This window comes from Micromonospora marina, from assembly GCF_900091565.1.
Classification (GTDB): Bacteria; Actinomycetota; Actinomycetes; order Mycobacteriales; family Micromonosporaceae; genus Micromonospora; species Micromonospora marina.
Genome location: NZ_FMCV01000002.1, coordinates 238,360 through 257,425, shown reverse-complemented (window position 1 = coordinate 257,425; position 19,066 = coordinate 238,360). Strand labels below are relative to the sequence as shown.

Genomic DNA, 19,066 nt, shown 5'->3' with positions numbered 1-19,066 from the left:
TCAGACCTCCCGGGTACGCGCCCCGCCCGGCCGGTCGTCCGGCGCGTCCTCCCGCTCGTCCTCGTCTTCGTCGTCCGAGGCGTTGCCCGGCCCGCCGCCCGATGCGCTGCGTGATTCGCTCGCGGGCGTCTCACCGGTCTGCGCTGCCGGGTCGGGCTCCGACGGGTCCGCCGAGGGGTCTGAGAGGTCCGCTGCCGCGTCGGACTCCGGAATCTCATCCGCAGCCTCGATCACCGACAGGGACTCATCCTCGGGCTCCTCAGCGGCGTTCGCGGGGGAGGTCGAGGAGAGACTCGACGGTGCCTGCCACTGGATGCGCGGCGGCTCGGCCAGCGGGCGGCCACCGAACTCGGCGAGCCACGCTGCCACCAGCGCCAGGTTCTCCCGCCACTGGTCCTCGGAGATCGGCGGCAGGATCGAGTCCCACAGCGACAGGAACGTGCCCCGCAGTTGCAGCCGCCCGTACGGCCGGGCCAGGAACCACAGGTGCAGATGCGCCGAACCGTCGCCCCACCGGTTCACATGGACGCGAGCCACCCCGTCGAGCGAGCGGACGGCCCGCTCCAGGCGGACGGTCATCACGCCCAGCTCGGCGGCGAGCAGATTCGGCAGGTCGCCCAGATCCAGGTGCGATCGGGACTCCAGGATCAGGACCATTGGCAGACCGGTGGGCCGGTCCATGGCGCGGACACGCCACCGCTCACCGACCCAGATGTACGCCTCGTCGGGCGCGTTGCAGGCGGTGCACTCACGGTCCGCCTCGCCGCGGCGGGGAGGTTCGAACGGTACGGGCTCGTCGAGCTGCTTGACGCGGAGATCGCCCTCGAAGGGGAAGGACGGCCACTGGGTGAAGTCGGGAACTGAGGGAGGGGTGTCCGGCACGACGCTGACCCTAACCGAGTTGGCGACGCCTGTCCCTACCCGTTCCACTGGGCACACACCGGTTGTCCACCGGGTTGTCCACAGGCTGCCGAGATCACCAGCACAGCGCGTCATGCACTGCTCAGCAAGGGTTTCCTCGCTTCGTTTCACGTGAAACAGAGGGTGCCTGTGGAAAACTGCTGTGGATAACCAGGGGGGCTTCCGGGTCCGTTCGTCAAACGATCCGGCGACGGATCCGCACCGGGTGTGGCCGGTTCTTCTCGTACGTGTTTCACGTGAAACAGCGGCGCGGCGCTCCGTCCCGCTCTGCGGCGCGGGCGCTTGATGTGGCTGCTTGGCGCGGCACGTCGTAGGCCGCACCCGAGGATTGCTTCTTGGGCGGTCGGCAGCCGGACCTTCGCCTTGGTGCTCCCGGCGTCGGTTGAGCACGCTCGCGGTGGCGGCCAGGGTCGGGGCAATGGGAGTGGCACCGCTGGAGAGGTGGCCGTTGCCCCGGCGGCGACGGCGTCCTTCGGGAACTGATCGCGGGTCGAGCGGACCGGCCCCCTCAGCCCTGCTGCTCATCATCACGTGCACGTGGCCGCGGCTCTGAGAGCCGGAAGCGGGATGCCGTTTCACGTGAAACGGATGGCCGTCTCCAGGCTCGGTCAGCTCCGACAGAGGGGTGCGCAAGTGCGATCCCCGCCAGGCGGAGCCCACGGTGCACAGGAGCCCGAGAGGCGCGGGTAGGCCGGACCCGCGGCTTGATGGATGCTGGCAGCGCTGACCGCGCCCCGCCCGGACGCCGGGATTCTTCTCCCCGGCTCGATGGTTCGAAGTCGTAGTGCGCGGCTCGGCGTCAGGATCGGCCGGGTCAATCAGGAGCGGGGGCGCCGAGCGAGGATCGAGGTTCACCGTCCGAGTGCTCCTGCCGCTCCCGACTCGGTTTCCCGGCAGAGCGCAGATCGGTAGAACACCGGAACGCCTCGTCGCTGGCGATCGAGCGGTCGGCCGGAACGAGCCGGCCATCAAGGGACGGATTCCGGCAACCGTCGAAGCCGACCCGGCTGCATCGCTGAAACCAGCCGGTTCCACCGCTACCACCGCTACCGCACGATCGGCACCGACCCGCACCGCTGCCGCCCCGTCACCGACTCCCATCGGTCGCGGCTGGCCGTAACCGGCTCGTCCGGCGCGTGCCCCCGCGATCGGCGGCCTGGCGATCGTTGCCGGTGGTTTCACGTGAAACGGGGAGCTGCGGCTGAGGCTGGTGGCGCTCGCCGCGCGGGTCGCCGCGACCGCGGCTTCGGCGGCAACCGTTCGGCCGAGCGTCCGTCCCACGCGATCGGCGCCGACCCGGCCGCCTCCAGTCGGAGGGAGGTAGGGCACCGAAGTCAGGCCCAGACGCAGATCCGGCCGCACTCCCTCGTCGGGCGGTGCGGCCGGATCAACAGACCGGAGAAGGGACTACGCCTCGGGCTGCGCGTCCTCACCCATGCCGATGATGCCGACGATCCGCTCCAGGTCGTCGACGGTGGCGAACTCGATCGTGATCTTGCCCTTGCTGCGGCCGATGTCGACCTTCACCCGGGTGTCGAACCGGTCCGAAAGTCGGTCCGCGAGATCAGTGAGCGCCGGGGCGTGCGGCTTCGGCCGGCGCTTGGCGGCGGCTGTCTTCGTCGGCTCATCGGCGAGCGCCAGGTGCACCAGCTCCTCGGCACCGCGGACCGTGATGCCCTCGCGGACGATCCGCTCCGCGAGGGCCTCCTGCGCCTCGGCGTTGTCCAGGCTGAGCAGTGCCCGGGCGTGGCCGGCGGAGAGGACGCCGGCAGCAACCCGGCGCTGCACGGCGGGCGGCAGGTTCATCAGTCGGATGGTGTTGGAGATCTGCGGGCGGCTGCGGCCGATCCGCCGGGCCAGCTCCTCGTGCGTGGCGCCGAACTCCTCCAGCAGTTGCTGGTACGCCGCCGCCTCTTCGAGCGGGTTGAGGTTGGCGCGATGGATGTTCTCCAGGAGCGCGTCCCGGAGCATCGCGTCGTCTTTCGTGTCCCGGACGATCGCCGGGATGGTCTCCCGGCCGACCGCCTGGGCGGCACGCCAGCGCCGCTCGCCCATCACGAGTTCGAACTTCTCGGGGTCGAGCTGGCGGACCACGATCGGCTGGAGGAAGCCGACCTCCTGGATCGAGGTCTTCAGTTCCTCCAGTGCCTCCTCGTCGAAGACGTGCCGGGGCTGCTTCGGGTTGGGCACGATCGCGTCGACCGGGATCTCCGCGAAGCGGGCACCGGGCACCGGGCTCAGCTGAAGCTCAGGCTCGACGGCCGGAGGCGAGATGCTTCCGAGGCCGCCGGTGATGGCAGCGGTCGCACCAGCGGCCGGGCCCGGCGAGGGCGCGGCCGCGGCCGGCGTCTCCGGCTCGACGGCGGCCGGTTCGGCGCCCGGTACCGGTCCGGTGGGGATGAGGGCGCCGAGCCCTCGACCCAGTCCGCCGCGGGGACGGTTCTTCATGCGACGCCTCCCAGCGACATCTCCGCATTACGCATTCCGGCTCACCGGCTCCTTGACGCCTCGTTCCGCGATCTCCTGGGCGGCCTCGAAGTAACTCGTGGCTCCCCGTGAACCGGGATCGTAGGTCATCACCGACTGGCCGTAGCTCGGTGCCTCGGAGACACGCACGTTGCGGGGGATGACGGCTTGGAGCACCTTGTCGCCGAAGTGGTTCCGGACGTCCTGCTCCACCGCGTCGGCCAGCCGGGTACGCCTGTCGTACATGGTGAGCAGGATGGTGGAGACCTCGAGCTTCGGGTTGAGGTGCTGACGAACCAGGTTGATGTTGTTTATCAACTGGTTCAGGCCCTCCAGCGCGTAGTACTCGCACTGGATCGGGATCAGCACCTCCTGCGCGGCCACGAGCGCGTTGACGGTGAGCAGGCCGAGCGACGGCGGACAGTCGATGAAGACGTAGTCGAAGTGCCCCGGGTACGCGGCGATGGCCCGCGCCAGGCGCGACTCCCGGGCCACCACCGAGACCAGCTCGATCTCGGCGCCGGCCAGGTCGATCGTGGCCGGTACGCACCACAGGTTGGGGATGCCCTCGACCGCCTGGGCCACCTCCTCCAACGGCACGCTGTCGATCAGGCAGTCGTACACGTCGGGCACGCCCGTGTGGTGCGGCACGTTCAGACCGGTGGAGGCGTTCCCCTGGGGGTCAAGGTCGACCACGAGCACCCGGTTGCCGTGGAGCGCGAGCGCCACTGCGAGGTTCACGGTGGTGGTCGTCTTACCCACGCCGCCCTTCTGGTTGGCGACGCACATCACCCGGGTCCGGTCGGGGCGCGGCATGGTGACCTCGCCACTGGGATTCAGGATCTGCACGGCGCGCATCGCCTCCATAGCCAACGGTGGATCATCCTCTTCGCGCGTCGGGGTTTCACGTGAAACGTACGTGCTGGCGTCTACCTCGTCCCCGTACCCGTCTGCCTGTGGCGTGTCGGACGCCGACACGGCTTCGGGGGCGGCCTGAAACGGCACGGTCGAGACGGGCGGCTGGGGTTCGTAGCGGGTGGGCACTGCGGCGTTCGCCCGCACCGCTGACGGGCGCGGGGTCGGCGCGTTCACCGGACCGTCGGCCGGGTCGAGCGGGTCGCGGGCCGGCGGTACGTTCGCCGGCACGGACGAGACGGGGCGCACGGGCCCGCCGGCCGGCGGCTCCCGCCGCTTGGACGACTGAGCCGGGTACGAGGAGGACGGTTCGCCGGACTCGTTCACCGTCCACTCCTGGTAGTTGGTTTCACGTGAAACGGGGTCGGTGGAGGGCTGGCCTCCGGGTCCGGTCAACCGTGGATCGTCGTACCTGCCGTCGTCATGCACCTGTCATCCCTACCCGCTCCGGATGGTCGGTCCGCACCCGTCGAAATCGCGTCCGCGCCTCGCACGGCGCAGTCGGCTCGGCGGGAACCGTCGGGTTCGGGTGCCGCCCCGGCACCGCCGTTCCACACTATCGACGCGCGGTCAGCCTACGGCCGACGGGCGCGGTGGGTCCATGTCGGGTTGCGATCGATCGCGTCACGCCCACCGGTCCAACGACCGGACGGGGCGTGCGGAATGGCGTACCCGCTCAGCGGTCTCCGCGACGGCGACCGCCACGCGACCGCTTCGGCTTCTTCGGACGGCGCGGGTTGACCACGCGCTCCCGGACCACCTCGACCACCGTCGCCGGGGCTTCGATCACCCCTTCGCCGCATCTATGCAGTTCCGGTGTACCACCGCCGAGGCGGATCACGGCCTCGGCGTGCTCGGTGATCTCATCGGCGGCCGATGCGCCCTTGAGCGCGACGAGCCGGCCGCCGGCAGCCACGAGCGGCAGGCACCAGGAGGCGAGCCGGTCCAGCGGCGCCACCGCGCGTGCCGTCACGATGTCGGCGCTCAGCGGCTCCCGGTCACGCGAGCCGGCCGCCGCCTCCTCGGCCCGCCCACGGAACACACGGACGTCCCGGGTCAGGCCGAGACGCTGCACCGCCTCGATCAGGAAAGCGGTACGCCGGGCCAGCGGCTCCACGAGCGTCACGGTGAGGTCGGGACGCGCGATCGCCAGCACCAGACCGGGGAGCCCGGCACCGGAGCCGACGTCGATGACGCGGGCGCCCTCCGGAATCCGTTCCGCCACCACCGCGCAGTTGAGCAGGTGCCGCTCCCAGAGGCGCGGGGTCTCCCGGGGGCCGATCAGGCCACGGACCACACCGTCGGTGGCGAGCAGTTCGGCGTACGCGGCGGCGAGGTCGAGCCGGTCCCCGAACAACGAGCGGGCGGCCTCCGCCAGTTCGGGCGGCAGCGTCGCCGACGCCGGATCAGGCTCGGCGCCACTGTCCACGAGGGACGGTGTGTCCGCCGACGGCTCCGCGAAGACCGGGTCGGCCACCGCGGCGGGGTCGGCCGGCGTCACGTCCGCCGCCTGCTCACCGGAGAAGGCAGGCGTCACGTCCACCGCCGGGTCGGCGGGCTCCACCCCGGTCACCACCGCCGGTCCGCCGGAGAAGGCGGGCTCGCCCGGGTCGGTACCGGCCCTTCCCGGGTACGCCGGGTCGGCCGGCCCGTCGTCGTCGGAGAAGACCGGGTCGACAGTGTTGTCGGGGCGCACAGCCGACGGCCCGGGCGGCGTGCCACCCGGGCCGGTCACGGCTCCTGCCGTCGTCTCGTCGGAGATCACGGACCTCAGTCCGCCGCCGGCCGGACGACGATGCGGCGGTTGGGCTCGACGCCCTCGGACTCGCTCTCCACCCCGCTCATCGCGTTCACCACGTCGTGCACGCACTTGCGCTCGAACGCGGACATCGGCTCCAGGCGCACCGGCTCGCCGTGCTCCTTGACCTTCTCGACCGCGTTCTTCGCCACGGCGGCCAGCTCCTTGCGACGGGCCGCCCGGTAGCCGCTGACGTCGAGCAGCAGCCGGCTCGGGGTGCCGGTCTGACGGAACACGGCCAGCCGGGTCAGTTCCTGGAGCGCCTCGAGGGTCGCGCCGCGCTGGCCGACCAGGTTCTGGAGCCGGGCGCCGACCACCTCGACCACGGGACGGCCGCCGGAGACCAACTCGTCGATGTCGCCGTCGTAGTCGAGGATGTCCAGCAGACCCTCGACGTAGTCGGCGGCGATCTCACTCTGCCGGAACAGGTCGCTGTCGGCCGGTGCCTTCTTCTCCCGGGCCTCGCCCGCGGCGTCCTCGGTCTCGGTGGCGGCGGTGACAGGGGTCTCCTCGTCCAGGGACTGGTCGGCGCTGGGGATGCTGGTCTCGGTCACGGGTCTCATCTCCGTACTCGCTCGGCCGGACCGTCGGGGTCCGCTGGTCTCCCGGGGCCGGCGGGAGGTTCGCCGGGTGCCCTCGGGCACGTCTGTACGGGCCAGTTTCGCCCGTGTCCGCGCTCCGCGCGGCGATTCCGGCGCGGCACCGACTCCTCGGAGGCAGCACGCGGCCGGAACGGGCCACCGCCGGGATCGCAACGGTGGCCCGGCGGGCTCAGCCCTGTCGCTTGGCGGGCCTGTTGCCGCCCTTCTTCGGGTTGACCGGCTTGGCGCCCGGCTTCGGGCCGGCCACCTTCGGCGCGGCTGCCGGAGCCTTCGCGGGCGGCTGGGCCGCCTTGCGGCCGAACAGGCCACCGGCCTTGGCCGGCTGTACCGGGCCCTTACTGGGGGCGGCGCTGGTGCTCTTGGCCGTGGGCGGCGGCGGGAACTTCCGCAGCACCCACTGCTGCTGGCCGAGCGTGAAGAGGTTGTTGGTGACCCAGTAGATGATCACACCGATGGGGAAGATCGCGCCCGAGACCAGCAGGGACAGCGGGATGCCGTAGAGCATCAGCCGCTGCACCATCCGCTGCTGCGGGTCCTCGGCCCAGCCGGTCTTGAGGATCATCTGGCGGCTGGTCAGGTAGGTGGTGGCGATCATGATGATCACCAGGATGCCAGCGACCACCTTGACCGTGCCGGTGCTCGCGCCCAGCCGGCTCAGCTCCTCGGCGGTGGAGCCGAACTTGCCGGAGATCGGCGCGGTGAAGAGCGTCGCGTTGGAGGCGCTGTCGAACTGGTCGACGGTCCAGCCGTACAGGGTCTTGCCCTGGTTGTCCGGGCTGAGCCGGCGCAGCGTGTGGAACAGGCCCAGGAAGACCGGGATCTGGAGGAACATCGGAAGGCAGCCCATGAGCGGGTTGGCCTTTTCCTTCCGGTAGAGCTCCATCATCTCCTTCTGGAGCGTCTCCCGGTCACCCTTGTGCTTCTCCTGGAGCTCCTTGACCTTCGGCTGGAGCGCCTGCATGGCACGCTGCGACTTGATCTGCTTGACGAAGACCGGGAACAGGATCACCCGGACCGTCACCACCAGGAAGATGATGGCGAGGATCCAGGCCCAGTTCGTACCGATCACGGCCCCGACCGGCACTCCGATGGCGTCCCAGGCCGAGTGCCAGGCCAGCAGGATCCACGAGATCGCGTAGTAGATCCAGTCGAGACTAAACACTCAGGCTCCAGTCACGTCGGAACGGCGGCGGTCGCCCGGCTCCGGAACCGGGTCGTGTCCACCAGGGTGGAAGGGATGGCAGCGCGACAGCCGACGGACCGTCAGCCAGGCTCCCCGCAGCGCACCATGCCGGGACACCGCCTCGACGGCGTAGGCACTGCACGACGGGTAGAACCGGCAGCGGGCCGGCAGAGCCGGACTTATCCACCGACGGTACGCGATGATGGGCGCCAGCAGCAGGCGGGCACCGGTTGTGCGCGGCCGAGCCGCCGTCGTCGGACCGGTCACCGCGACCGCCGTCCCCGAGGGGCCCGCGCGGCCGCGAGGGCCGCGTCCAGGTCGGCCCCGAGCCGGGCGTACGTCGTGTCGGCGGCGGCGGGCAGTGCGCGTACCACGAGGGTGGTGCCGGCGGGCAGTTCGGCCAGCCGCTCGCGGACCAGGTGCCGGAGCCGGCGGCGGACCTTGTTGCGGACCACCGCGCCGCCGACGGCCTTGGACACGACGAAGCCGGCGCGGCTCGGTGCGGATGTCTCCGCACCGCTGCTTCGCGCCGGCTTCGGCGAGGGTGTCGCGGTCGTGCCGATCGATCCGGGGAGGGTCAGGTGGACCACGACGGCACCGCGGCCGACGCGTCGGCCACCGCGGACCGCTGCGGCGAAGTCGCTACTGCGCCGCAGTCGTTGCGCGGCGGCCAGCACGACTGCCCACGTCCCCGGACCGGACCTGTCGGCGTCAGGCCGACAGGCGGGCGCGGCCCTTGGAGCGACGGGTCGCGATGATGGCGCGGCCGGCACGGGTGCGCATGCGCAGCCGGAAGCCGTGGGTCTTCGCGCGCCGGCGGTTGTTCGGCTGGTAGGTGCGCTTGCTCACGTCAGGCTCTCCGTTGTCGTACGCCCCGCGCGGCGGATCGCCCGGGGTCGTGTGCTGGTTCAGATCACCTGTCGGTGACCTCCGATCGGCGCTGCCGTGACACGCTCCCCGGTGATGCGGGGTGACAGCCACGGACAGCAAGCATCAATCACCCTAGCAGAGGGCGAGAGAGCAGCCGCTCCAGCCTACGCAGGGGCGCAATGACCGTCAAACGTCACACTCGGGCGCCCGACCTGCGGGCAAGCGCGACCGAAGGGGCGGTTTTCACTGATGTTGCCAAGGTCGTCAGGGTGTCGCCGGTTGATGCTGTGGGGTCCGCGCTGTTAGCGTGCGCGATTGCGGTCGGCGTCGGGGGTTCGGGGTTTGTCGCCGATCGGCAAGACCGGACACGCTGTTGAATCGTTCGGCACGGTGAACCCGCTTCAACGCCTCCATGGATCGAGGGGGGCAGGTCCGACCCGCGTCCGGTGGGCGGCCACAATCGGTCGGTACACAGGCTGTGGATAACTTGTGGATGACGACCGGTCAGCCGTCCGGGCGGGCGTGAGAAGGAGCAGGCGAGGGGGTGGCACGACGGTGACCGGAGCGATCGACCTTGCCGCGGTGTGGACGGCGACCACCGACGAGCTCGCCGACGAGATCATCTCCGCGCAGCAACGGGCGTACCTCCGGCTCACCCGGCTGCGCGCGATCGTCGAGGACACCGCGCTGCTCTCGGTGCCGGACGCCTTCACCCGGGACGTGATCGAGTCCCGGCTCCGCCCGGCCATCACCGAGGCGTTGAGCCGCCGGCTCGGCCGGCCGATCCAGGTGGCGGTCACCGTACGGGTCGCCGACGGCCCGGGCGCCCGCCCGGCCGGCACCGTCTACCGCAGCGGCCCGGAGCCGCTGCCCGAGCACGACGGCACCGCCGCGCTGCCCGGTTTCGACGAGCCCGGCCCGCAGGCGTCCGCCCCGCCCTTCCCGTCGCCGCGCCCGGAATCCGGGTACGCCGATTCCCGCTCCGAGCCCGGGTACGCCGATCCGCGCCCGGAGCAGCCGCTCGACGAGCCGGCGCCGCGCCAGCGGACCGCCGACGGCGGTCGCCCGCACCTGATCCCGGCCGGCCGGGACGCGCAGGACACATTGTTCAGTGCCGCGTTCGCCGAGCCGGTGCGCACCGCGCCCGAGCGCCACGCGTTCGACGAGCGCACCCGGATCGAACCTCCGGTGCCCGACGCCGGCGGATACGAGCCCCGCTACCGGGAGCGCCCGGCTGCCGACCCCGCGCCGATGCGCGGCCTGCCCCGCGACGGCGCCACCGACAACGGCCCCGGCCGCGGTGGCGCCGACCACCACCGCCCCGGCGGCGGCCAGGCCGACCGCAGACTCCCCGGCGGTACGGAGAGCGGCGGCAACCGGCTCAACCCGAAGTACATGTTCGAGACGTTCGTCATCGGCTCGTCGAACCGGTTCGCGCATGCCGCGAGCGTGGCGGTGGCCGAGTCACCGGCGAAGGCGTACAACCCGCTGTTCATCTACGGCAGCTCCGGGCTGGGCAAGACCCACCTGCTGCACGCCATCGGGCACTACGCCACGACGCTCGGCAACGCGCGCTCGGTCCGGTACGTCTCGACCGAGGAGTTCACGAACGACTTCATCAACTCGCTGCGCGACGACAAGACGAGCGCGTTCCAGCGCCGCTACCGGGACGTGGACATCCTCCTGATCGACGACATCCAGTTCCTGGAGAACCGGGAGCGGACGCAGGAGGAGTTCTTCCACACCTTCAACACGCTGCACAACGCCAACAAGCAGATCGTGATCACGTCCGACCGCTCACCGAAGCAACTGGCGACGCTCGAAGATCGGCTGCGTACGCGCTTCGAGTGGGGCCTGCTCGCCGACATCCAGCCGCCGGACCTGGAGACGCGGATCGCGATCCTGCAGAAGAAGGCGGCGCAGGAGCGGCTGTTCGCGCCTCCGGACGTGCTGGAGTTCATCGCGTCCCGGGTCTCGAACTCGATCCGCGAACTGGAGGGGGCGCTGATCCGGGTCACCGCCTTCGCCAGCCTCACCCGGTCCTCGGTGGAGCTGTCGCTGGCCGAGGAGGTGCTGCGGGACTTCATCCCCGACGGCGCCGGCCCGGAGATCACCGCGGACCAGATCATGGTGTCCACCGCCGACTACTTCGGCGTGAGCCTGGAGGACCTGCGCGGCCACTCCCGCTCCCGGGTGCTGGTCAACGCGCGTCAGGTGGCCATGTATCTGTGCCGCGAGCTGACCGATCTGTCGCTGCCCCGGATCGGGCAGGCGTTCGGCGGCCGGGACCACACCACTGTGATGCACGCGGACCGCAAGATCCGCCAGCAGATGGCGGAGCGGCGCTCGCTCTACAACCAGATCGCCGAGCTGACCAACCGCATCAAGCAGAACACCTGACGCTCCCCCCGCGCAGTCTCCCCGCCCGCTGCCCCATGGGGCCCTCCGGCGTTGATCAAGGAGTTTGTGTCGGGAAAGCCTGTCGTTCCTGCCCCAAACTCCTTGGTCAACACGACGGGGTGAACGCTCGGACGCCGCCGGAGCGGGATCGGCCGTCGGGTGCCGCCAACTTCATGATCAACGCGAGCGGGGGCGGGCGACGCGTGGGTGGCGGGCTGCCGACAGCGGGGAACTGTTGACCCTCGAGCCGGTGGAGGGCCCAGGATCGGTCGTGTGCTCGTCCACAGCTCGTACCCGTTGTCCACAGCCCCTGTGTCACAGGCGGTGGACAGCCACGCTTCGCGCCCAGCCGGTTACCCACAGACTGTGGACAACTCCTGGGGACGACGCTGTGGATGCCTGGGGACGACGAGCACGTTGTCCCCAGGCGGCGGTCCGCCTGTGGGCAGGCTGTTGAAGGTTCTGGGGATGACGGCTGTGGACCCGGCCGACGTTGTCCACAGCGCTGGGGAGAAAACCGGTGGATTACCGGTGGACAACCGGTGGACAGCCGTGGAAAACCCGGCGGACGACGAGGGCTGTGGACCGGGACACGGGTTTTACCCCTGGTTCTCCACAGCCAAACCACCGGTGGATAACGTGTGTGACCTGCGCGGACGCTAGTTCTCCACAGTTTGCACAGGTGCGATGAAGACGATGAGTTATCTCTTCTAAACAACAAAAACCAATCATCACCGTTGGACTTTCTGTGGATCGGGCCGCAGCACTGCCGTCGGCAGTCGCCCGGGCACCTGGAACCAACGGGGTCGGGCGCACAGCCGATGCCCCAGCGCCTTAAGGTGCGATGGGTACCCGCACGGTCGGGCGGGGCGGGTGGCAGCGGTCGGCATGAGAGAGTTGTCGCTGACGTCGACGCGGAGGCATTGATGAAGTTCCGAGTGGAGCGCGACGCGCTCGCCGAGGCGGTCGCGTGGACCGCCAAGAGCCTGCCCAACCGGCCCTCCGTACCGGTGCTGGCCGGAGTGATGCTCCGGGTCACCGACGGCAACCTCCAGGTCTCCGGCTTCGACTACGAGGTCTCCAGCCAGGTGACCGTCGAGGTGCAGGGCGACGCGGACGGCGCCGCCCTGGTCTCCGGCCGCCTGCTCGCCGAGATCACCAAGGCTCTGCCGGCCAAGCCGGTGGACATCGCCGCCGTCGGCGCCCACCTCGAACTGGTCTGCGGCAGTGCCCGGTTCACGCTGCCGACCATGCCGGTGGAGGACTACCCGACGCTGCCGGAGATGCCGGAGAGCGCCGGTACCGTCGACGCCGCCGCGTTCGCCTCCGCCGTGGCCCAGGTGGCGGTGGCCGCCGGCCGCGACGAGACGCTGCCGATGATGACCGGCGTCCGGATCGAGCTGAGCGGCAACACGATGGCCATGCTGGCGACCGACCGCTACCGCCTCGCGCTGCGCGAGATGGAGTGGAACCCGGACGACCCGGAGATCAGCCTCAACGCGCTGGTGCCGGCCCGTACGTTGCACGACACCGCGAAGGCGCTCGGTCCGCTCGGCGGCCACGTCACCATGGCGCTGTCCTCCGGCGGTGCCGGTGAGGGCATGATCGGTTTCTCCGGCGGCACCCGCCGGACCACCAGCAGGCTGCTCGACGGCGCCAACTACCCACCGGTGCGTTCGCTGTTCCCGGCCGACCACAACGCCGAGGCGCGGGTCGCCGTCGCCGCGCTCATCGAGGTGGTCAAGCGCGTCGCGCTGGTCGCCGAGCGCACCACCCCGGTTCTGCTCAGCTTCGGCGCCGACGGTCTGGTGGTCGAGGCGGGTGGCACCGAGGAGGCCCGGGCCAGCGAGGCCATGGAGGCCACGTTCAGCGGCGAGCCGCTGACCATCGGGTTCAACCCGCAGTACCTCATCGACGGTCTGGCCAACCTGGGCGCCCAGCACGCCCTGCTCCGGTTCGTCGACGCGTTCAAGCCCGCGGTCATCTCCCCGGCCGGCGAGGATGGCGAGGTCATCCCGGGGTACCGCTACCTCATCATGCCGATCCGCGTGTCCCGCTGATCGCAGGCAGCACGACCCTGACGTACGGAGGTAGGAGCAGATGCAGCTCGGCCTGGTAGGACTCGGCCGCATGGGCGGCAACATGCGGGAGCGGCTGCGCGCCGCCGGGCACGAGGTGGTCGGTTACGACCACAACCCGGAGATCAGCGACGCCGCGAGCCTGGCCGAGCTTGCCGAGAAGCTCCAGTCGCCCCGTGCGGTCTGGGTCATGGTTCCCGCCGGTGTCACCGACGCCACCATCGACGAACTGGCCGGTGTGCTCGGCGAGGGCGACATCATCATCGACGGCGGCAACTCCCGGTTCAGCGACGACGCCCCGCGCGCCGAGCGGCTGAACGAGCAGGGCATCGGCTACCTCGACGTCGGCGTCTCCGGCGGCGTCTGGGGCCGGCAGAACGGGTACGCGCTGATGGTCGGCGGCGCGCAGGAGCACGTCGAGCGCCTCATGCCGATCTTCGAGGCGCTCAAGCCCGAGGGCGAGTTCGGTTTCGTGCACGCCGGCCCGGTCGGCGCGGGCCACTACGCCAAGATGGTGCACAACGGCATCGAGTACGGCCTGATGCACGCGTACGCCGAGGGCTACGAGCTGCTGGCCGCCTCGGAGCTGGTGACGAACGTCCCCGGCGTGTTCAAGTCGTGGCGTGAGGGCACCGTGGTCCGGTCGTGGCTGCTCGACCTGCTGGACCGGGCGCTCGACGAGGATCCGGAGCTGGCCGACCTGAGCGGCTACACCGAGGACACCGGCGAGGGCCGGTGGACCGTGGACGAGGCGGTCCGGCTCGCCGTTCCGCTCAACGTCATCACCGCGTCGCTCTTCGCCCGGTTCGCCTCCCGGCAGGACGACTCGCCCGCGATGAAGGCCGTCGCCGCGCTGCGCCAGCAGTTCGGTGGCCACGCCGTCCACAAGCGCTGACCGGTATCCACAGGCTGTGTACGTACGCCGGCTCGAACTGGTCGACTTCCGCTCCTACGAGCGCATCGGTGTCGACCTGGAGCCGGGTCCGAACGTGCTCGTCGGCGCCAACGGCGTCGGCAAGACCAACCTGGTCGAGGCGCTCGGCTACGTGGCGACCCTGGACTCGCACCGGGTCGCCACGGACGCCCCGCTGGTCCGGATGGGCGCCGCCTCGGCGGTGATCCGCTGCGCGGTGGTGCACGAGGGCCGGGAACTGCTGGTCGAGCTGGAGATCGTCCCGGGCAAGGCCAACCGGGCCCGGCTCGGCCGGTCCCCGGCCCGACGCGCCCGGGACGTGCTCGGCGCGTTGCGCCTGGTGCTGTTCGCGCCGGAGGACCTCGAACTGGTCCGTGGCGACCCGGCCGAACGTCGCCGCTACCTGGACGATCTGCTGGTCACCCGCCAGCCCCGCTACGCCGGGGTACGCGCCGACTACGAGCGCGTGGTCAAGCAACGCAACGCGCTGCTGCGTACCTCGTACCTCGCGCGGAAGACCGGTGGCACCCGCGGCGGCGACCTGTCGACGCTGGCCGTGTGGGACGCGCATCTGGCGCAGCACGGAGCGGACCTGCTCGCCGGCCGCCTGGAGCTGGTTGCCGCGCTCACCCCGCACGTGGCCAAGGCGTACGACGCGGTGGCCGCCGGCCGTGGCGCGGCGGGCATCGCCTACCGGCCCTCGGTGGAGCTGCCCGAGCCCGGTGCCGACCGCGCGGCGCTGGCCGAGGCGCTCGCCGCCGCGCTGACCGGGAACCGCGCCGCCGAGATCGAGCGCGGCACCACGCTCGTCGGCCCGCACCGCGACGACCTGGCGCTCACCCTGGGACCGCTGCCCGCCAAGGGGTACGCGAGCCACGGCGAGTCCTGGTCGTACGCGCTCGCGTTGCGGCTGGCCGGGTACGACCTGCTGCGGGCCGACGGGATCGAGCCGGTGCTGGTGCTCGACGACGTCTTCGCCGAGCTGGACTCCGGTCGGCGGGAACGGCTGGCGGAGCTGGTCGGCGGCGCGAGTCAGCTTCTGGTCACCTGCGCCGTGGACGACGACGTGCCGGCGACGCTGCGCGGCACCCGGTACGCGGTGGGCGAGGGGACGGTGCGACGTGCCGGATGACGAGGTGCAGCTCCCGCCCGCACGGCTCGGGCCGGGACGCGACGCGCGTACCCCGGGGAAACCCGCGGGCGGCGAGCCGGCCGCGAACCCGCCGGAGGGCACGACCGGGCCGGAACTGGCGCGGGCGGTGCTCGACGCGGCGAAGGCCCGGCGTCAGACGGCGGCCCCGCGCCGTCGCGGGGCGGTCCGCGGGGACGGCGAGAAGCGGCTGCGCGGCTACTCCGGCCCGGGGCCGGACCCGCGCGACCCGCAGCCGCTCGGTGCGGTGCTGGACAAGCTGATGAAGGCGCGCGGCTGGCAGCAGCCGGCGGCTGAGGCGACCGTGTTCGGCGCCTGGGAGAAGGTGGTCGGCCCGGAGGTCGCCCAGCACAGCCGCCCGGTCAAGCTGGAGGACGGCGAGCTGACGGTGGAGGCGCGTTCGACGGCCTGGGCGACGCAGTTACGTCTGCTGGCGGGTTCGCTGCTCAAGCAGATCGCCAGCGAGGTCGGCCACAACGTGGTGCGCAAGCTGCACATCCACGGCCCGGCGGCGCCGTCGTGGTCGCGCGGTCCCCGGCGGGTACGCGGGCGCGGCCCCCGTGACACCTACGGCTGACGACACCCGGCCGTGTTCGCCCAGGCGTCGGCGCCCGGTCAGGCGTCGGCGTAGACCGCGAAACCCCGCTCCGCGCAGCGCCGGTAGAAGGCCGCCAGCACGCTCAGCTCGGCGCAGGTGAAGTTCCACTGCGGCGGATCGCCGTTCTCGTCGCGCAGCCGGTCGAGCCGGCTGTCCAGCCAGCGGAGCTGCTGCTCGGCCAGCCGCCCGTCGCCGAGCAGCGCGCGCAGCACCTCGCTCACCGACTCGAACGTGACCGCCTCGCCGGACGGCCGGTGCCGGGCGATGAACTTCTCCACGCCCTCGGCGATCCAGGAACAGCCGTCCGGATCGATCACCGGATCCTCGTCCTCGACCGCGTTCTCCGTGGCGTAGAGCACATTCTCCAGCCCCAGGATCAGGTCGACCAACTCGGTGTACGCGGTCGCGCGTACCGTGCCGGTCTTCGCGATCAGCTCGGCGAGCGCCGCGGTCGGCGCGGAGATCCGGGGCATGTCCACGATCTCGCCGAAGTCCACGAACTCAGCCGGCGCGACCGGGTCGTAGAAGCGGCCGGTCCGCGGCCAATGCACCGCGACGTTGTCCAGCCCCATCTGGCGTCACCTCTCACCAAGCGTTTTCGGACCATCTCCGACGATCGTCCCGGTTCCGGGCGCAAAAGATCAAGACCGCAACGGCGGCGCCGCAAAAGCTACGGCACGCCGGGCCCGGCCGCGACCCCCGGTCGGGGCAGCCGTCGATCACCGGTCGGACGACCGTCGCGGCTCACGGTGGCCGGTGGCGCGGCACCGCCCTGTTGGCGTGTAGGGGGAGTCGCGGGAGGCGCGGTTCGTCCGGCTACGGCATTCTCAGCCGCCTCGGAGAGGGTGCCGAGTGGCGGTTTGGTCGGCTCCGCACAGTAAGATTGGGAGCGAGACGAAAGACCCGAGACGGAGCGACGGACAGGGGGCCTCCGAGCCCTCGATCATAGTCCCGCATCGGGTCCGAGCCGATCGCGATCCGCGGGCAACCGCGGCGCCCGGCGCACATGATCCGACCTGGCGAACCCAGGGGCGGCCATGCGCGCCGACGTCGCGTCCTGTCCGCCGAACCCGCGCCCCGCGCCCACGCGCGGCCGGTGCGAGAAAGTGGCCGAGCGTGGCAGCGGAGGACAACAAGAAGTACGGTGCCGAGTCCATCACCGTGCTCGAAGGCCTGGAAGCGGTCCGGAAGCGGCCCGGTATGTACATCGGGTCCACCGGCGAGCGCGGCCTGCACCACCTGGTGTGGGAGGTCGTCGACAACGCGGTGGACGAGGCGCTGGCCGGGCACTGCGACACCATCGACGTGGTGCTGCTGGCCGACGGCGGTGTCCGGGTGACCGACAACGGCCGAGGCTTCCCGGTCGACCTGCACCCCAAGCTGAAGAAGCCGGGTGTCGAGGTCGCCCTGACCGTGCTGCACGCGGGCGGCAAGTTCGACGGCAAGGCGTACGCCGTCTCCGGCGGCCTGCACGGCGTCGGCGTCTCCGTGGTGAACGCGCTGTCCACCCGGATGGCAGTGGAGATCCACAAGGACGGCTTCGTCTGGCGTCAGCGGTACGACCACTCCAAGCCGACGCCGCTGGAGAAGGGCGAGGAGACCGACCGCACCGGTTCGGCGGTCTCCTTCTGGCCCGACCCGGACGTCTTCGAGACCGTCGACTTCGACTTCCACACCATCTACCGGCGCCTCCAGGAGATGGCCTTCCTCACCCGGGGCCTCACCATCCACCTGCTCGACGAGCGGGTGCCGGAGGACGAGGACGGCAAGATCCGCGAGGTCACCTTCCACTACGAGGGCGGCATCGCCGACTTCGTCCGGCACCTCAACGCCTCCAAGAGCCCGATCCACAAGACGGTGGTCGAGTTCGGCGCCGAGGAGACGGGCATGTCGGTCGAGATCGCCATGCAGTGGAACGAGTCGTACGGCGAATCGGTCTACACCTTCGCCAACAACATCAACACCCACGAGGGCGGCACCCACGAGGAGGGCTTCCGGGCCGCGCTGACGAGCGTCGTCAACCGCTACGGCGCGGAGCGCAAGCTGCTCAAGGGCGACGAGCGCCTCTCGGGTGAGGACATCCGCGAGGGCCTCGCCGCGATCATCTCGGTCAAGCTCACCGACCCGCAGTTCGAGGGCCAGACCAAGACCAAGCTGGGCAACACCCCGGTCAAGGGCTTCGTGCAGCGGGTCTGCAACGAGTCGCTCGTCGACTGGTTCGACCGCAACCCGGCCGAGGCGAAGATCATCATCCAGAAGGCGTCCCAGGCGGCCCGCGCCCGGATCGCCGCCCAGCAGGCGCGCAAGCTCGCCCGGCGCAAGTCGCTGCTGGAGTCCGGCTCGATGCCCGGCAAGCTGGCCGACTGCCAGTCCACCGACCCGCGCGAGTCCGAGGTCTTCATCGTCGAGGGCGACTCGGCCGGCGGCTCGGCCAAGCAGGGCCGCGACCCGCGCGTCCAGGCGATCCTGCCGATCCGCGGGAAGATCCTCAACGTCGAGAAGGCCCGGATCGACCGGGTGCTCAAGAACGCCGAGGTGCAGGCGCTGATCACCGCGCTCGGCACCGGCATTCACGACGACTTCGACATCGAGAAGCTGCGCTACCACAAGATCGTGCTGATGGCCGACGCGGACGTCGACGGCCAGCACATCCAGACGCTGCTGCTCACCCTGCTGTTCCGCTTCATGCGGCCGTTGGTCGAACTGGGCCACGTCTACCTGGCCGCCCCGCCGCTCTACAAGATCAAGTGGAACAAGAAGGGTGACGACGCCCAGTACGCGTACTCGGACCGCGAGCGCGACGGGCTGATCGCCCTGCGCCAGCAGAAGAAGCCCAACGCCCGCCCGGACGACATCCAGCGGTTCAAGGGTCTCGGCGAGATGAACTACCCCGAGCTGTGGGAAACCACGATGAACCCGGCCACGCGTACGCTGCGTCAGGTCACGCTCGACGACGCCGCCACCGCGGACGAGCTGTTCAGCGTCCTGATGGGCGAGGACGTCGAGGCCCGCCGGTCGTTCATCCAACGCAACGCCAAGGACGTGCGGTTCCTGGACATCTGACGGACGCGACCGGGCCGGCCGGCATCCACCGGCCGGCCCGGCAGTCCACAGAGTTATCCACAGCCTGAACGCTTTCCACAGCCGTTATCCACAGCGAGACCACGACTGA

At 70.9% G+C, this 19,066-nt stretch carries 16 protein-coding genes; 6 read left to right on the top strand and 10 right to left on the bottom strand.

The features are described from left to right. The 9 genes from GA0070215_RS03790 to rpmH all read right to left on the bottom strand — a co-directional run bounded on the left by GA0070215_RS03790 (nucleotide 1) and on the right by rpmH (nucleotide 8,734). On the bottom strand, nucleotides 1-882 hold the full coding sequence (locus tag GA0070215_RS03790) for a hypothetical protein (RefSeq protein WP_091041798.1): 882 nt from the start codon (nucleotides 880-882) through the stop codon (nucleotides 1-3). A gap of 1,446 nt (nucleotides 883-2,328) precedes the next feature. Further along, nucleotides 2,329-3,369 carry a ParB/RepB/Spo0J family partition protein gene (locus GA0070215_RS03785; protein WP_091041793.1) on the bottom strand — a complete coding sequence of 347 codons (1,041 nt, stop codon included), beginning with the start codon at nucleotides 3,367-3,369 and terminating at the stop codon, nucleotides 2,329-2,331. A gap of 27 nt (nucleotides 3,370-3,396) precedes the next feature. Next, the gene (locus tag GA0070215_RS29470; RefSeq protein ID WP_091041791.1) at nucleotides 3,397-4,731 is read right to left on the bottom strand and encodes a ParA family protein; all 1,335 of its coding nucleotides are present in this window, start codon (nucleotides 4,729-4,731) and stop codon (nucleotides 3,397-3,399) included. A 247-nt stretch (nucleotides 4,732-4,978) separates the two neighbouring features. Further along, nucleotides 4,979-5,731, bottom strand: coding sequence for a 16S rRNA (guanine(527)-N(7))-methyltransferase RsmG (gene rsmG, locus GA0070215_RS03775; protein ID WP_369754078.1), 753 nt, complete (start codon nucleotides 5,729-5,731; stop codon nucleotides 4,979-4,981). Nucleotides 5,732-6,072: 341 nt separating this feature from the next. Further along, on the bottom strand, nucleotides 6,073-6,663 hold the full coding sequence (locus GA0070215_RS03770) for a Jag family protein (RefSeq protein ID WP_036346880.1): 591 nt from the start codon (nucleotides 6,661-6,663) through the stop codon (nucleotides 6,073-6,075). A gap of 208 nt (nucleotides 6,664-6,871) precedes the next feature. Next, nucleotides 6,872-7,864 carry a membrane protein insertase YidC gene (gene yidC, locus GA0070215_RS03765; protein ID WP_018788528.1) on the bottom strand — a complete coding sequence of 331 codons (993 nt, stop codon included), beginning with the start codon at nucleotides 7,862-7,864 and terminating at the stop codon, nucleotides 6,872-6,874. After that, the gene (gene yidD / locus GA0070215_RS03760; RefSeq protein WP_013477538.1) at nucleotides 7,865-8,104 is read right to left on the bottom strand and encodes a membrane protein insertion efficiency factor YidD; all 240 of its coding nucleotides are present in this window, start codon (nucleotides 8,102-8,104) and stop codon (nucleotides 7,865-7,867) included. A 44-nt stretch (nucleotides 8,105-8,148) separates the two neighbouring features. Next, on the bottom strand, nucleotides 8,149-8,562 hold the full coding sequence (gene rnpA / locus GA0070215_RS03755) for a ribonuclease P protein component (protein ID WP_091041788.1): 414 nt from the start codon (nucleotides 8,560-8,562) through the stop codon (nucleotides 8,149-8,151). Nucleotides 8,563-8,596: 34 nt separating this feature from the next. After that, nucleotides 8,597-8,734 (bottom strand): 50S ribosomal protein L34, encoded by a 138-nt coding sequence (rpmH, locus tag GA0070215_RS03750; protein ID WP_018788530.1) that lies wholly within the window; start codon nucleotides 8,732-8,734, stop codon nucleotides 8,597-8,599. A gap of 576 nt (nucleotides 8,735-9,310) precedes the next feature. Here rpmH and dnaA point away from each other — a divergent pair. From dnaA to GA0070215_RS03725, 5 genes are all read left to right on the top strand, one after another. Continuing rightward, complete coding sequence (dnaA, locus tag GA0070215_RS03745; protein ID WP_091041784.1) at nucleotides 9,311-11,155, top strand: chromosomal replication initiator protein DnaA; 1,845 nt, start codon at nucleotides 9,311-9,313, stop codon at nucleotides 11,153-11,155. 926 nt (nucleotides 11,156-12,081) lie between these two features. Further along, nucleotides 12,082-13,215, top strand: coding sequence for a DNA polymerase III subunit beta (gene dnaN, locus GA0070215_RS03740; RefSeq protein ID WP_026268632.1), 1,134 nt, complete (start codon nucleotides 12,082-12,084; stop codon nucleotides 13,213-13,215). 40 nt (nucleotides 13,216-13,255) lie between these two features. Further along, a complete protein-coding gene (gnd, locus tag GA0070215_RS03735) occupies nucleotides 13,256-14,128 on the top strand; it encodes a phosphogluconate dehydrogenase (NAD(+)-dependent, decarboxylating) (RefSeq protein ID WP_091041780.1) in 873 nt (290 codons plus the stop codon). A gap of 16 nt (nucleotides 14,129-14,144) precedes the next feature. Then, nucleotides 14,145-15,278 carry a DNA replication/repair protein RecF gene (recF, locus tag GA0070215_RS03730; protein ID WP_091041776.1) on the top strand — a complete coding sequence of 378 codons (1,134 nt, stop codon included), beginning with the start codon at nucleotides 14,145-14,147 and terminating at the stop codon, nucleotides 15,276-15,278. After that, on the top strand, nucleotides 15,268-15,873 hold the full coding sequence (locus GA0070215_RS03725; protein ID WP_091041772.1) for a DciA family protein: 606 nt from the start codon (nucleotides 15,268-15,270) through the stop codon (nucleotides 15,871-15,873). The genes recF and GA0070215_RS03725 overlap by 11 nt, the downstream gene beginning before the upstream one ends. Before the next feature lie 38 nt (nucleotides 15,874-15,911). Here GA0070215_RS03725 and GA0070215_RS03720 read toward each other — a convergent pair whose 3' ends face one another. After that, nucleotides 15,912-16,466, bottom strand: coding sequence for a hypothetical protein (locus GA0070215_RS03720; protein ID WP_018788536.1), 555 nt, complete (start codon nucleotides 16,464-16,466; stop codon nucleotides 15,912-15,914). A gap of 544 nt (nucleotides 16,467-17,010) precedes the next feature. Here GA0070215_RS03720 and gyrB point away from each other — a divergent pair. Beyond that, on the top strand, nucleotides 17,011-18,957 hold the full coding sequence (gyrB, locus tag GA0070215_RS03715; RefSeq protein ID WP_018788537.1) for a DNA topoisomerase (ATP-hydrolyzing) subunit B: 1,947 nt from the start codon (nucleotides 17,011-17,013) through the stop codon (nucleotides 18,955-18,957). The last annotated feature ends 109 nt before the right edge of the window (nucleotides 18,958-19,066 follow it).

Coding starts and splice junctions, on each gene's coding strand:
- GA0070215_RS03785 (WP_091041793.1), bottom strand. CDS start 3,369: ATGAAGAACCGTCCCCGCGGCGGACTGGGTCGAGGGCTCGGCGCCCTC.
- GA0070215_RS03770 (WP_036346880.1), bottom strand. CDS start 6,663: ATGAGACCCGTGACCGAGACCAGCATCCCCAGCGCCGACCAGTCCCTG.
- dnaN (WP_026268632.1), top strand. CDS start 12,082: ATGAAGTTCCGAGTGGAGCGCGACGCGCTCGCCGAGGCGGTCGCGTGG.
- gnd (WP_091041780.1), top strand. CDS start 13,256: ATGCAGCTCGGCCTGGTAGGACTCGGCCGCATGGGCGGCAACATGCGG.
- GA0070215_RS03720 (WP_018788536.1), bottom strand. CDS start 16,466: ATGGGGCTGGACAACGTCGCGGTGCATTGGCCGCGGACCGGCCGCTTC.